10 protein-coding genes, 1 pseudogene and 1 riboswitch are annotated in these 14,845 nt (G+C 61.1%); of the genes and pseudogenes, 6 read left to right on the top strand and 5 right to left on the bottom strand.

All coding sequences use genetic code 11. The annotated features are described in order from the left end of the window. Positions 1–52: 52 nt before the first annotated feature. From M0814_RS26190 to M0814_RS26180, 3 genes are all read right to left on the bottom strand, one after another. Complete coding sequence (locus M0814_RS26190; protein WP_003228090.1) at positions 53–637, bottom strand: TMEM165/GDT1 family protein; 585 nt, start codon at positions 635–637, stop codon at positions 53–55. 89 nt (positions 638–726) lie between these two features. Then, a riboswitch (yybP-ykoY riboswitch) is annotated at positions 727–849 on the bottom strand. 40 nt (positions 850–889) lie between these two features. Continuing rightward, positions 890–1,888, bottom strand: coding sequence for a class I SAM-dependent methyltransferase (locus tag M0814_RS26185; RefSeq protein WP_103485759.1), 999 nt, complete (start codon positions 1,886–1,888; stop codon positions 890–892). A gap of 33 nt (positions 1,889–1,921) precedes the next feature. After that, positions 1,922–2,887: a 2-hydroxyacid dehydrogenase gene (locus M0814_RS26180; protein WP_103485760.1), complete on the bottom strand. Its 966-nt coding sequence runs from the start codon at positions 2,885–2,887 to the stop codon at positions 1,922–1,924. A gap of 271 nt (positions 2,888–3,158) precedes the next feature. On the opposite strand from M0814_RS26180, the gene M0814_RS26175 reads away from it, so the two are divergent. Further along, a complete protein-coding gene (locus M0814_RS26175) occupies positions 3,159–3,788 on the top strand; it encodes a LysE family transporter (RefSeq protein ID WP_003228086.1) in 630 nt (209 codons plus the stop codon). Between the two features lie 127 nt (positions 3,789–3,915). On the opposite strand, the gene M0814_RS26170 is transcribed toward M0814_RS26175, so the two are convergent. Continuing rightward, positions 3,916–4,680, bottom strand: a complete 765-nt coding sequence (locus tag M0814_RS26170) for a helix-turn-helix transcriptional regulator (protein WP_103485764.1) — start codon at positions 4,678–4,680, stop codon at positions 3,916–3,918. Positions 4,681–4,779: 99 nt separating this feature from the next. On the opposite strand from M0814_RS26170, the gene M0814_RS26165 reads away from it, so the two are divergent. The 5 genes from M0814_RS26165 to M0814_RS26145 all read left to right on the top strand — a co-directional run bounded on the left by M0814_RS26165 (position 4,780) and on the right by M0814_RS26145 (position 14,329). Beyond that, positions 4,780–5,964 carry an MFS transporter gene (locus tag M0814_RS26165; RefSeq protein WP_103485761.1) on the top strand — a complete coding sequence of 395 codons (1,185 nt, stop codon included), beginning with the start codon at positions 4,780–4,782 and terminating at the stop codon, positions 5,962–5,964. Between the two features lie 146 nt (positions 5,965–6,110). Then, entirely contained in the window at positions 6,111–7,793 is a 1,683-nt protein-coding gene (locus M0814_RS26160) for a fatty acid--CoA ligase (RefSeq protein WP_103485762.1), read from the top strand. Positions 7,794–8,129: 336 nt separating this feature from the next. Then, on the top strand, positions 8,130–10,019 hold the full coding sequence (locus tag M0814_RS26155) for a DUF1302 domain-containing protein (RefSeq protein WP_003228078.1): 1,890 nt from the start codon (positions 8,130–8,132) through the stop codon (positions 10,017–10,019). Positions 10,020–10,047: 28 nt separating this feature from the next. Further along, entirely contained in the window at positions 10,048–11,412 is a 1,365-nt protein-coding gene (locus tag M0814_RS26150; RefSeq protein WP_003228077.1) for a DUF1329 domain-containing protein, read from the top strand. Between the two features lie 184 nt (positions 11,413–11,596). Next, a complete protein-coding gene (locus tag M0814_RS26145) occupies positions 11,597–14,329 on the top strand; it encodes a LuxR C-terminal-related transcriptional regulator (RefSeq protein ID WP_103485763.1) in 2,733 nt (910 codons plus the stop codon). Positions 14,330–14,424: 95 nt separating this feature from the next. Here M0814_RS26145 and M0814_RS26140 read toward each other — a convergent pair. After that, positions 14,425–14,845: pseudogene (locus M0814_RS26140) on the bottom strand (metalloprotease); the annotation flags it as partial.

The raw sequence follows: 14,845 nt of genomic DNA, 5'->3' as shown, positions 1-14,845 counted from the left end.
CAGCCCAGCGGGAGCAAGCTCCCTCGCCACAATGATGTGAAAGGCTCAGGGGTTAAATCCAGCCACTGCTCTGCATCGCCTTGTACACCGCAACGATCGCCAGAATGAAGAACGCCGAAGCCGCCAGGCGACGGATCAGGGTCAGCGGCAATTTCTCCGCAGCAAAATTACCCGCCAATACCACCGGAACGTTGGCAATCAGCATGCCTGCCGTGGTGCCGATGATCACCAGCCACAGCTCCGGATATTGCGCCGCCAGCATCACGGTGGCGATCTGCGTCTTGTCACCGATTTCCGCAAGGAAGAACGCGATCAGCGTGGTCAGGAAGGGGCCGAACTTGCGTGCGGTGCTGGCTTCATCGTCGTCCATCTTGTCCGGGACCAACGTCCACAGCGCAGTGGCGGTGAAGCTCGCGGCGAGAATCCAGTGCAGGACCGAGTCTGAGAAGAAGCTGCCGAACCAGGCGCCTACCGCACCGGCTGCTGCGTGGTTGGCCAGGGTCGCAGCGACAATACCGGCAATGATCGGCCAGGGTTTGCGAAAGCGAGCGGCGAGAATCAGCGCGAGCAGTTGCGTCTTGTCGCCGATTTCGGCCAAGGCAACGATTGCGGTGGGAACGAGTAACGAGTCCAGCATCAGGATTTTCCTAAGGGGCGGGTCGACACGGCTATGACACGTACAGCCTTCCCGCCCCGGGTAAGGTGTGCGTGTCATAGGTCTTGTCAAACCCTGCGATCCGTCTGGTGCGGACGCTTGGGTCGCATACGCCATGATCTGAGGATCAAGTATGTTGACGTATGCCGGACGAGCTTGGCGCTCGTGGGAGACTACTCCCCTAGGACGGAGCGGATTCTGCCTTCGCAAAACCGATAGAGCAAGAACAAATTTTCAGCCGCGCTTGGCCCGGTAAATCCGGAAACCATTGCCTTCGGCCTTGATCGCACACACGCCCAGATGCTCTTCGATCAGTGGCTGATACTTCAGAAAGCTGTTCGCAACCAGGCGCAGTTCGCCGCCGTTTTTCAGATGTTTGGCCGCTTTTCGCAGCAAGTTCTCGGTAGCGAAATAATCCGTATGCACCCCGACATGGAACGGCGGATTGCTCAGTATCGCGTTCAAACCCATCGGTGCAGCGTCGATGCCGTCACCGGTCAGCACCTCGGCTTCCAGACCGTTGGCCGCCAATGTCAGGCGACTGCTGGCGGCGGCGAAGGCATCGACGTCGAGCAGGGTCACCTGATTGTGCGGGTAACGCCGTTTGACCGCCGCGCCCAACACCCCGGCGCCGCAACCGAAGTCCAGCAGGTGACCGCTCGGCAATTTGTCCAGATGCTCCAGCAGCAGAGCGCTGCCGCGGTCCAGGCGACCATGGCTGAACACGCCCGGCAGACTGATGACTTTCAACGGGCCTTCGGCCAGTGGCAGCTCATAAGTCTGCGCCAGGCTTTCCAGCGATTTGGCTTCGGGTGCATTGGCCACGGTGACTTGCCACAGTTGGCAGTGACGGGCGCTGTCGAGTTTGCGCGGCTTGCCGAACGGGTTGAGCTGCTTGGACGCACCCTCGATACCGCTGCGTTTTTCCCCGACCAGAAACACCTCGCGCCCGGACAGACGTGCGGCCACGGCATTGAGGATGTAATCGGTCAGATCCTTGGACTTGGGCAGAAACACCACGGCACTGTCGAATTCGCGCTCCGGCACATTCACACCGAAATGGCTGCGACCTTCGAAGCGCGCATCGAGGGCGGCTTGATCGCCGGCATGCCAGCACCAGCCGAACGCATTGGGCAGGCGCCCGAGCAAATCATCGGCAGGCAAGCCGGCCAGCAACAGCGAACCCTGGAATAACTCGGCCTGACGAAGCAGTACTTCACTGCGCGGATCCATAACTGCTCCTTGAAAAAAAAGTGCCGCAGTTTATCAACTGACGACCCGCAGCGCTGTACCGCTGAAGAACGCCTGAGCGTTTTCGGTCAATTGGCCGACGATACGCTGCCGCGCTTCGCGACTGCCCCAGGCGTTGTGCGGGGTGACGATCAGCCGCGGAATATCCGCCGCAAGTAGCGGATTGCCGTTGACCGGCGGTTCGACACTCAACACATCGGTAGCCGCGCCGCCGAGGTGACCGTTGCGCAGGGCATCGGCCAAGGCTTGCTCGTCGATCAAACCACCGCGAGCGGTGTTGACCACAAACGCGCCGGGTTTCATCGATGCCAGCTCGCGGGCGCCGATGAAGTGCCGGGTGTGTTCGTTGAGCGGGCAGTGCAGGGTCAGGGCATCGATCTGCGGCAGCAGTTCGGCCAGTGGCAGACGATCCGGGCGCGCCGGGCGGCCGGGTATCTGCCCGAGCAACACACGCATGCCAAACGCTTCGGCCAGGCGCGCGACCGCGCCGCCGAGTTCACCGTGACCGAGCAGACCGAGGGTTTTGCCTTCCAGTTCGACAATCGGGTAGTCGAGCAGGCAGAACTGTTTGGCCTGCTGCCAGCGACCCTCGCCGACGGCTTTCTGATAATCCGCCAGGCGGGTGGCGAGGTTGAGCAGCAACATGATTGTGTGCTGCGCCACCGACGGCGTGCCGTAACCCTGACAGTTGCACACGGTGATGCCATGGGCGCGGGCCGCGTCCAGGTCGACGTTGTTGGTGCCGGTGGCGGTGATCAGGATCAGTTGCAGATCCGGGTTGGCGGCCATCGCGGCGGCGTCGATGCGGATCTTGTTGGTGATCGCCACGCTGGCACCGTGCAGGCGCTCGCTGACCTGTTCGGGCGCAGTCTGGGCGAACAGTTGCAGGTCGCTGAAGCAGGCGCGCAACGGACTGAGGTCAAGATCGCCAAGATCCAGTGACGGGTGATCGAGGAATACGGCGCGGCGCGGGTTCGTCATCAACTGTACCTTTTGTGCTTGGAACGGAAGGCGTAATCTGCCGAGCCTACCAGATGAAACAAATCGTTACGCACAGCGCCCGCAATACCCTGTGGCGAGGGAGCTTGCTCCCGCTGGGCTGCGAAGCAGACCCAAACCCATTCACCGTACTGTGTCAGGCACACCGGTGTTTCAGGTTACGACTGCTGCGCAGCCGAGCGGGAGCAAGCTCCCTCGCCACAGGGTTTGAGCCAGTTGATGAATTGTATTTACTCATTAAAGAGGAGCCCCCATGTACTGGACCGAGTTCTTGACCGTTGCACTGATCCACCTGTTGGCCGTGGCCAGCCCCGGCCCGGACTTTGCCGTGGTGGTGCGCGAGAGCGTGACCCATGGTCGTCGCGCCGGCACCTGGACCGCGCTGGGTGTGGGCACGGCGATTTTCCTGCACGTGGGCTATTCGCTGCTGGGCATCGGCCTGATCGTGTCGCAGTCGATCGTGCTGTTCAACGCCTTGAAATGGGCTGCGGCGGCGTACCTGCTGTACATCGGCTTCAAGGCTTTGCGCGCGCAGCCGGCGAAAACCGTCACCGATGACTTGCACAAGGAAGCCGGCGTGCGCACCGCTCGCGGCGCCTTCACTTCGGGCTTCGTCACCAACGGCCTGAACCCGAAAGCCACGCTGTTCTTCCTCTCCCTGTTCACCGTGGTGATCAACCCGCACACGCCGCTGGCGGTGCAGGCCGGTTACGGGGTTTATCTGGCGGTCGCGACGGCTGTCTGGTTTTGCCTGGTGGCGATGCTGTTCAGTCAGCAGCGCGTGCGCGCCGGTTTTGCCCGCATGGGCCACTGGTTCGACCGCACCATGGGCGCAGTGCTGATCGCGATCGGCGTGAAACTCGCCTTCACCGAGATGCACTAAGAGCTGAAACCCGATCAAACTGTGGGAGCGAGCTTGCTCGCGAAGGCGTCGGATCAGTCGATATCACAGGTGACTGGAAGATTGCTTTCGCGAGCAAGCTCGCTCCCACAGGGGAGATGGGGAATTCCTACACGAGTTGGCTGAGCTTGCTCAGGGTGTTCAGGTACTCCCGGGGATTTTCTCCAAGCAAACGGCGAAACATCGCGCTGAACGCCCGCGCGCTGCCGTAGCCCAAGTCCCGTGCCACGCTTTGCACGCTGTCCCCGGCGAGCAGGCGCGGCAGGGCTTCCATCAGGCGCAGTTGCTGGCGCCAGGCGTTGAAACTCATCTTCAGTTGTCGCTGGAACAGCCGCGCCAGAGTGCGTGAGCTGGCGCCGACCTGCTGCGCCCAGTCTTCCAGGGTGTTGGGGTGATCGGGGGTGTGCAGCAACGCCAGGCAGATGTTTTGCAGGCGCCGGTCAGTGGGCATCGGAATGTGCAGCGGCAGGTTTTCCAGGCCGGCCAGTTCTTCCAGCATCAACTGCTGGATCAACGGATTGTCCGCATGCGGCGGGCCCTGCACGGCGCGCAGGATCAACTCGCGCAACAGCGGCGTCACCGCCAGCACACAGCACTGTTGCAGGCTGGCCGGTGACAGTTCGGGGGCGATGAACAGCGAGCGCATCTGCACATCGCCGGACATGAAAATCTCGTGCGCGACCTGCGGCGGAATCCACACCGCGCGGCTCGGCGGAATCACCCAGGCACCAAGATCGGTGACCACCCGCATGATCCCTCTGACGGCATACAGCAACTGCGCCTCGCGGTGCAGGTGCAGCGGCTGGTGGGCACCGTCCAGATAATCCCGGGGATAGGCACTCACCGGGCCGTGTTCGAAATGGCTGATCAACATGTCGGGTTTGATGACCTGAATGGCAGATATGCGCTTTTTCGCCAACTTAGCATAGGCCGCTCATATCAATTCGCCCACAACACACTCAAGCGTGCTGCCATGAATCAATCCCGAAACGTCATACGCTACGTCAACGCTGCCCATGTGATTGATCACATGTTCATGCTGATTTTTCCCGCCGCCGTGCTCGGCATGACCCAGGCCTTCGGCCTCGACTACGCCGCGCTGATCGGTCTGTCACTGGGTGGCTTCATTGCCTTCGGTGCCTGTTCGCTGCCGGCCGGCTGGCTGGGTGATCACTGGAGTCGGCGGCAGATGATGCTGGTGTTTTTCTTCGGCATCGGCGCCTCGGCGATCTTCACCGGGTTGAGCAGCAGCCCGACGATGCTGGTGATCGGGCTGACCCTGATCGGCATTTTCGCGGCGATCTACCACCCGGTGGGTACCGCGATGCTGGTGGCCTACGCGCAGAACCGTGGCCGGGAAATCGGCATCAACGGCATGTGGGGCAACCTCGGCGTGGCGTTTTCGGCGCTGATCACCGGGTTGCTGGTGGCGCAATTCGGCTGGCGCTCGGCCTTTGTGTTACCGGGTGTGGTGGCGATTGTGCTGGGTATCGGTTTTGCCCTGCAGGTGCGTGAAGAGCCGATCCCGCAGCGTCCGCACACCGTGCTGAAAGGCGCTGCCGGTCAGAAGATTTCGATGCTCATGGTGTTCGGTGTGCTGGCGCTGGCGACGGCCACCGGCGGTGTGGTGTTCAACGCCACCACCATGACCTATCCGAAGCTGTTTCAGGAGCGTTTGCATGACCTGTTCGCCTCGCCGCAAACCCTTGGCGTGGTGGTCAGCCTGGCGTATGCCTTCGGCGCGGTGGCGCAGTTGAGCATCGGGCAGGTGCTGCATCGGGTCAGCCTGAAATGGCCGTTTCTGGTGCTCACGCTGTTTCAGGCACCGCTGTTATACGGCATGGCCCATGTCGATGGCTGGGCGGTGATCGTGCTTGGAGCGGCGTTCATGTTCGTGGTGTTCGGCCAGGTCACGGTGAACGACTCGATGGTCGCCAATTTCGTTGCACCGCAGTGGCAATCCCGGGTGTTCGCCCTGCGTTACTGCCTGTCGTTCGGCGCCAGTGCAACGGCGATCCCGCTGATTTCCTACGTCGAGCCGCGCCATGGTTTCGTCGGGCTTTACCTGATTCTGGCGGGTTTTGGCGCGTTGACCTTCCTCGCTGCCGTAGCTTTCCCACGCACACCTTCCGAAGCGGCTGTAGGACAAGCCGCCTGAGTGGGGCTGAATACCGGCAAATGCTGGCTCAAAGCTAGCATTTGTACGGCTGTGCAAATCATTCCTTCGGCTGATTTGACTGGGGTATAACGGCTCTAGAGTAACGCTCTCTACGCCAACACCGTGCAGCCAGAAAAGGGATTCATATGTTGCAGACTCGCGTCATTCCCCCGGCCGATGGGGCCTACCAGTATCCATTGCTGATCAAACGGCTGCTGATGTCCGGCGCCCGTTACGAGAAAACCCGCGAGATCATTTACCGAGACCAGTTGCGTTACAGCTATCCGACTCTGATCGAGCGGGTTGCGCGGCTGGCGAATGTGTTGACGGCGGCGGGGGTGAAGGCGGGTGACACCGTGGCGGTGATGGACTGGGACAGCCATCGCTACCTCGAGTGCATGTTTGCCATTCCAATGATCGGCGCGGTGATCCATACGATCAACGTGCGCCTGTCGCCGGAACAGATCCTCTACACCATGAACCACGCCGAGGATCGCTTCGTGCTGGTCAACAGCGAGTTCGTCGGGCTGTATCAGGCCATCGCGCCGCACCTGACCACGGTAAAGAAAACCCTGCTGCTGACCGATCTGCCGGAAAAGACCGCCGAGCTGCCGAATCTGGTCGGCGAGTACGAGCAACTGCTGGCCGCTGCGAGCCCGCATTACGACTTCCAGGACTTCGACGAGAACTCGGTCGCCACCACCTTCTACACCACTGGCACCACCGGTAACCCGAAAGGTGTGTACTTCACCCATCGGCAACTGGTGCTGCACACCATGGGCGTGTCGACGATCATGGGCGCGATCGACAGCGTGCGCCTGCTCGGTACCAACGATGTGTACATGCCGATCACTCCGATGTTCCATGTGCATGCCTGGGGCCTGCCGTACGTGGCGACCATGCTCGGGCTCAAACAGGTTTACCCGGGGCGTTACGATCCGGAGTTTCTCGTCGAGCTTTGGCGCAAGGAGAAGGTCACGCTCTCCCACTGCGTGCCGACCATCCTGCAAATGCTGCTCAACGCCAAAGGCGCGCAAGGCACCGATTTCGGTGGCTGGAAGATTGTCATCGGTGGCAGTGCGCTCAATCGCACGCTGTACGAGACCGCCAAGGCCCGGGGCATTCAGCTCACGGCGGCGTACGGCATGTCCGAGACCGGGCCATTGGTCTCGTGTGCGCATCTGAACGACGAACTCATGGCCGGCACCGAAGACGAGCGCACCACTTACCGGATCAAGGCCGGTGTGCCGGGGCCGCTGGTGGAAGCGGCGATTGTCGATGGTGACGGCAACTTCCTCCCCGCCGACGGCGAGACTCAGGGCGAACTGGTGCTGCGCGCGCCGTGGCTGACCGAAGGCTATTTCAACGAACCACAGAAGGGCGCCGAACTCTGGGCCGGTGGCTGGCTGCACACCGGGGATGTGGCAACGCTCGACAGCATGGGCGTGATCGACATCCGCGACCGCATCAAGGACGTGATCAAGACCGGCGGCGAGTGGATCTCTTCGCTGGACCTCGAAGACCTGATCAGCCGTCATGTGGCGGTGCGTGAAGTAGCCGTGGTGGGGATTGCCGATCCGCAGTGGGGCGAGCGGCCGTTTGCCCTGCTGGTGATCCGCGAAGGGCACGAGATCGGCGCGCGCGAACTCAAGGAACACCTCAAGCCATTCGTGGAGCTGGGGCACCTGAGCAAGTGGGCGATTCCGAGCCAGATCGCCCTTGTTACGGAAATTCCCAAGACCAGTGTCGGCAAACTCGACAAGAAGCGCATCCGCCTCGACATCACCGAATGGCAGGCCAACAACAGCACCTTCCTCTCGACGCTCTGAGCGTCTGCTGGCGCGCCGAAAACGGCGCGCCAGACCCACCAAGCAAGCGCTTGGCTTGTGAAATCGAAAAAATCAGCCATCCTTGCCGGGCCGACATCTGTCGGACTGGCGAAAGGACTGTTCCAGAGTGGCCGGCAGCTGCAAATCACACTTTAGAGGGATCAAGCAGTACCACCTGCTGGCTATAGTCCGCTCAAGGATTTTTAAGAACGGGGCACACGCACAAACGGGGCGATGCAATTTTGGAGTGACGTCGGGTGGCTACTGGCTCCCGGTCTTCCAGGCGTTTTTAAAAGTACTCACTGCCATAACAATAATGCACATGGAGTAGCGTCGATGACATCAGTAAACCAGTTCTGGCGCCGGGCTAAACTGCCTCTGGCCGTCAGTCTTGCCTCTACGCTCGCCGGGCCCGCATTCGGCGTCAGTTTCAACGTCGGTGAAATCGAAGGCCAGTTCGATTCCTCGCTCTCCCTGGGCATGAGTGTTTCGACCCAGCAGCCGAACAAGGATCTTATTGGTGTCAACAACGGCGGCAAGGGCTTGTCCCAGACCTCCGACGACGGTCACTTGAACTTCAAGAGCGGGCAAGCCTTCTCGAAGATCTTCAAGGGTATCCATGATCTCGAATTGAAATACGGTGACACCGGGGTCTTCGTCCGGGGCAAATACTGGTACGACTTCGCGCTGCAGAATCAGGACCTGGAATACAAGGACGTCAGCAACCACAACCGCGACGTCGCAGCGCGTTCTTCCGGCGGGCAGATCCTCGACGCCTTCGTCTACCACAACTACTCGATTGCCGATGAGCCGGGTTCGGTGCGTCTGGGCAAGCAGGTGGTGAACTGGGGTGAAAGTACCTTCATCGGCGGCGGCATCAACTCGATCAACCCGATCGACGTGTCCGCGTTCCGCCGTCCGGGTGCCGAGATCAAGGAAGGTTTGATTCCGGTCAACATGTTCTACGTGTCGCAGAGTCTCACCGAGAACCTGTCGGCCGAAGGTTTCTACCAGATCGACTGGCAGAAGACCGTGACCGACAACTGCGGCACGTTCTTCTCGCAGCCGGACATCGTCACCACCGGTTGCGACGACAACCTGCGGGTACTGAACAAGCGTTCGACCATTCCGGGTATTGCGCTCGGGCCATTGGCCGCTGCCAACGTGGACGTCAACGAAGAGGGCGTTCTGGTGCGTCGTTCGCCCAACCGCAATGCGCGTGACAGCGGGCAGTGGGGTGTGTCCGCCAAGTACATGTTCGACCCGCTGGCCACCGAGTTCGGCGCCTACTTCATGAACTACCACAGCCGTGCGCCGATCTTCAGCGCCACCGGTGCGCCACAGTCGATCTATAACGGCGTCAAGGCATTGCCAGGGCCGTTCCAGGCACTGGGTCCGCTGGTGGTGGCAGGCAATTCGGAATACTTCATCGAATACCCTGAAGACATCCGCCTCTACGGTCTGAGCTTCTCCACTACCCTGCCTACCGGCACGGCGTGGAGCGGCGAGGTCAGCTACCGGCCGAATGCGCCGGTGCAGTTGAACTCCACCGACATTCTGTTCGCCGGCGTACGTCCGCTGGGTGGCGCGTTGACCAATGCGTCGATCCTCAACGGCGTGCCGGGCCAGGATCTGCACGGTTACAACCGCAAGGAAATCACCCAACTGCAAACCACCCTGACGCACTTCTTCGATCAGGTGATGGGCGCCAACCGTCTGACCCTGGTAGGTGAAGTCGGCGTGACCCACGTCGGTGGTCTGGAAAGCAAATCCGAAGCCCGTTACGGCCGCGATCCGGTGTTCGGTCCGGGTGAACTGCCGTCGACCGGCGGCCTCAACACCTGCTCGCAAATCCTCAACACCTCGACCATCAATGGCGCAGGGGCCGGGGCTTCGAACAGCAACGTGGCCAGCAACTGCAACAACGACGGTTTCACCACCGCGACCTCGTGGGGCTATCGCGGTCGGGCAATCTGGGATTACAGCGACGTGTTCGCCGGCGTGAACCTCAAGCCGAACGTGGCCTGGTCCCATGACGTCAAAGGTTACTCGCCTGGCCCTGGCGGCAACTTCGAGGAAGGTCGCAAGGCCGTCAGCCTCGGGCTGGATGCCGAATATCAGAACACCTACACCGCGAGTCTGAACTACACCAACTTCTTTGGTGGTCGCTACAGCACGGTTGATGATCGCGACTTCGTTGCACTCAGCGTTGGCGTGAACTTCTAAGCACAGTTTTTTCAGGACGAACAAACATATGAAAATAACAAAGAGTCTGTTCCACGCGGGTGTTCTGGGGCTTTCGCTGCTGGCGACCGGCGTCATGGCGGCAGTGCCTGCTGCCGAAGCCGACAAGCTCGGCAAAAGCCTGACACCCATGGGCGCCGAAATGGCCGGCAACGCCGACGGTTCGATCCCGGCCTGGAAACCGCTGCCGAAGAATGCCGGCACGGTCGACAGCAAGGGCTTCCTGTCAGACCCGTACGCCGGTGAAAAACCACTGTTTACCATCACCGCGCAGAACGTCGAGCAGTACAAGGCCAAGCTTGCTCCGGGCCAGTACGCGATGTTCAAACGTTACCCGGACACCTTCAAGATGCCGGTTTACCCGTCCCATCGCGGTTCGACCGTGCCGGATAGCGTATTCGCCGCGATCAAGAAGAACGCCACCACCACCAATCTGGTCGCCGGCGGCAACGGTCTGGAAAACTTCGATACCGCCGTGCCGTTCCCGATTCCGAAAAGCGGTCTGGAGGTGATCTGGAACCACATCACCCGTTATCGCGGTGGCAGCGTGACCCGTCTGGTAACCCAGGCGACGCCGCAAACCAACGGCTCGTTCAGCCTGGTGTACTTCCAGGACCAGTTCGTGTTCCGCGACAAGATGAAGGACTACGATCCGGCCAACCCTGGCAACATCCTGTTCTACTTCAAGCAGAAAGTGACTGCGCCGGCACGTCTGGCCGGTACCGTGCTGCTGGTGCACGAAACCCTCGATCAGGTGAAAGAACCGCGCAAGGCCTGGGTCTATGCCACTGGCCAGCGCCGTGTCCGTCAGGCGCCACAAGTGTCCTATGACGGCCCGGGTACTGCGGCGGACGGTCTGCGTACTTCCGACAACCTCGACATGTACAACGGTGCACCGGATCGCTACGACTGGGCGCTGGATGGCAAGAAAGAGATCTATATTGCCTCCAACAGCTACAAGATCGATTCGCCAAACCTGAAGTACACCGACATCATCAAGGCCGGTCACATCAACCAGGACCTGACCCGTTACGAGTTGCGTCGTGTCTGGCACGTGGTCGCCACCCTGAAACCGGGTCAGCGCCATATCTATGCCAAACGTGACTTCTACATCGACGAAGACACCTGGCAGGCAGCGGTCATCGACCACTACGACGGTCGCGGTCAGCTGTGGCGTGTGGCCGAGGCGCATGCCGAGGACTACTACGACAAGCAAGTGCCGTGGTACGCGCTGGAAGCCCTGTACGACCTGCAATCGGGTCGCTACCTGGCACTGGGCATGAAGAACGAAGAGAAGCAGGCGTATGACTTCGGCTTCTCTGCCACCAAGAGCGAATTCCAGCCGGGCAACCTGGGCCAGGACGGTATCCGCTAAGCTTTGACCCGAGGCCGCATCCTCGAAAAAACGCCCCGACTGGTTCGGGGCGTTTTTTTGCCCGGCGTAATTGGCTGAACCTTTTTGTAGCCATTTGTAGCAGCAACCTTCATAACCGCTACGTTTAAGGCTAGGCTGCGGACATCTGCTACGCCGCCAACAGCCATTCAAACAAGAGCCGGCCATGACTGATCTGTCCCCGCTTCCGGGTCCTGCAAACGTTGCCGTCGCGACACTGGACGGACGTTTTTTTCGTCCGCCACTGCCCGACGGCTATGTGTTGCGACCGCGTCTGTGTGAACGCCTGAGCGCCGGGCTCGGTGGACGTCTGTTGCTGGTTTGCGCCCCCGCCGGCTTCGGCAAGAGCTCGCTGGCGGTGGAGTTCTGTCAAAGCCTGCCGGCGCACTGGCAAAGCCTGTGGCTGGGATTGAGCCCGCGGGATAACGATCCGGGGCGCTTTCTCGAGCGGTTGCTGGAAGGGCTGCAGGATTACTTTCCGGATCTGGGCAGTCGCGCGCTCGGCCTGTTGAAGATGCGTCAGCGCCATCAGCCCTTTGCCTTCGAAGAATGGCTCGACGGCTTGCTCGACGAGTTGGCGCTGCAACTGCAACCCACCGCGCCGTTGCTGCTGGTGCTCGATGATTACCATCTCGCCCAAGGCCCGGTGCTCGATCGTTGCCTGCAGTTTTTTCTCAATCATTTGCCTGACGGCTTGCTGGTCATGGTCACCAGTCGCCAGCGCCCTGACTGGCATCTGGCGCGCCTGCGCCTGTCGCGGCAACTGCTGGAACTGCATGAACAGGATCTGCGCCTGACCCATGACGAAGCCCTGACCCTGCTTGATCGGCACAGCAGTTCCCTGCGCGGCGAGGCTCTGGAAAACCTGATCCAGCGCAGCGAGGGTTGGGTGGCCGGGCTGCGTTTCTGGTTGCTGGCGGCATCCGAAGCCGGTAGCGAGGCCGCGTTGCCGCAAGCGCTGAACGGCGGGGAAGGGCTGATTCGCGACTACCTGCTGGAAGAAGTCATCGACTGCCTGCCCGCCGAAGTGCAGGCGTTTCTCTACGACACCGCCCCTCAAGAGCGCTTTTGCAGCGAGCTGTGCGACGCGGTGCGCGAAGCCCACGACAGCGCCGAAATCCTGCGGTTTCTGTTGGCGCATCAGGTGTTTCTGGTGCCGCTGGACGAGCACGGCCACTGGTATCGCTATCACCATTTGTTTTCCGATCTGCTGCGCAGCCGGCCCATCGCTCGGGCGATGGTGCCCGCCGCCACGCTGCACTTGCGTGCCTGCCGCTGGTTCAATGCGCAGGGCCTGCTCGATGAGGCGGTCGAACAGGCGTTACGCGCCGGGCATCTGGATGTGGCGGCCAATCTGGTGCAGAACCTGTCCGAGGAACAACTGCTCGCCGAGCAGAACGTCGGCATGCTGCTGCGCTGGAAAATGGACTTGCCCGACAGCCTGCTGATCAGCACGCCACGCTTGATCGTGCTGTACAGCTGGGCGCTGGGGCTGGCCTGTCAGCTCGACGCTGCCGAAGAGCTTTCCAGTCACCTGAGCCGGTTTCTGCCGGCACCGTCGGCCTCCGCACAGAAGTCGATGCTTGCACAGTGGCTGGCGCTCAGCGGGATCATCGCCCGTGGACGCGGACATCGCGAACTGACCCAGCGCTATTGCAGCGAGGCGCTGGAAAGCCTGCCGGTGAAGCGTTACGGGCAGCGTCTGATGTGCCTGTCGACCCTGTCCAACCTGGCGATTGCCGACGGTGACCTGTGGCGTGCGCGGGGCCTGAATCGCGAGTCGCTTGAGCTGGCGCAGCGGGTCGGCAACCCGTTGTTTGAAGCGCTGGCGCATTACGATCGTGCGCGGGTGTTGCAGTCGCGCGGAGAAATCCTGCGTGCGCTCGATGAGGTGCATCAGGGCCTTGATCGTCTGCGCGGGCTGTCGGCGCAACGTCTGTACGCGGTGCGTGCGCGGCTGACGCTGTATGAAGGTTTTCTGCTGTCGATGCGCCTGCAACCGCAGCAGGCCCGAGCCCGATTGCTGAGCGGTCTGGCCGAAGCGCGGGCCTGCCGCGATATCAGCGTATTGATCGGTCACTGCGTGATCGCCCGTCTGGACGGCAGCGCCGGCGAGTTTGCCAAGGCCTTCGCCGAACTCGCTGAAGCCGAGCGCCTGATGCACATCTGGGATGTGCCGCCGATCTACTATCTGGCGATGATCACCCTGGTCAAATGCGAACTGTGGCTGGCGCAGGGCCGTACCGATCTGGCTGAAGCCTGGCTGGCACGTCTGGGGCAGACCTACACCGGCGAGCGCGCAGCGGCGCCACCGGAGTTTCATCCACAGTTGCCGCTGCACGTCGAACTGCAGCAGGCGTTGCTTGATGTGATCAAGGGCCAGCCGATGCTCGCCGAAGGGCGACTGAATGTGCTGCTGGAAAACGGCCAGAAAACCGGTCGCCAGTTGCTATGTGTCATGGCGCTGGCGCAGAAGGTCGCCTTGTTGCTGGGCACCGGCCGCGAACCGGAGGCGCGTAAGGCATTGAGTCAGGCGCTGGAAGCAGCGGCGGGCGGCGTGATACAGCCGTTTGACGCGCTGATCAGAGAATATCCGGACTGGTTACGCAGCCAATTGCACGCCTCACCGGCGTTGGCAGGACAGCCGTTATTGGCGCATTTTCCGCTGGTGGCGACTCGGCCAGTGGTTGAGTCCGCCGCTGCTGAACAACTCAGCAGCCGGGAGCTGGCGGTGCTGCGTTTGATTGCCCAAGGCTGTTCCAATCAGGAAATCAGCGAACAGCTGTTCATTTCGCTGCACACGGTGAAAACCCATGCGAGCCATATCAACAGCAAGTTGGGGGTCGAGCGGCGTACGCAGGCGGTGGCGCGGGCCAAGGAACTCGGGGTTTTGACCTAGGCCTGCGGGTTTGATCGACGCAAATAAAAACGCCCCGAATCAATCGGGGCGTTTTTGTTGCCCGACCTGCAAGCAGGCCGGGTGAGGGCGTTGAATCAGGCCACCAGATCGCTGGCGCTGAAGTTGTTTACGCCTACCAGTTGGATTTCAAAGTCCGCACCGGTGTTGCCACTGACGTTGCCCGACAGTACGTGATCGACGAAGCGCAGTTGGCCTGCGCCGGTGAAGTCAGCAGCACCAATGAAGCTGAAGCCGTTAAAACCGGCACTCAGCAAGTTGGCGTCAAACTTCGTAAGATCAATTTTATCGCCTTGCAGACTGTTGAAGTCCGTAATGGTGTCACGGTTGGCGCCTATACCCATTTCATTGACTGCTGCAAACACAAACGTGTCGGCTCCTGCGCCTCCGGTGAGGATGTCTGCCCCGGCACCACCGTCGAGGATATTGTTGCCCGAGTTACCGTTGATCTGGTTGTTGAGTGCGTTACCGGTACCGTTGAGGTTGGCGCTGCCCTGT

Origin of the sequence: Pseudomonas sp. MWU12-2020, from assembly GCF_023100605.1 — a bacterium.
In the GTDB taxonomy this organism is placed as follows: Bacteria; Pseudomonadota; Gammaproteobacteria; order Pseudomonadales; family Pseudomonadaceae; genus Aquipseudomonas; species Aquipseudomonas fluorescens_H.
The sequence above is the reverse complement of the archived record's forward strand: the minus strand, read 5'-3'. Positions and strand labels throughout refer to the sequence as shown.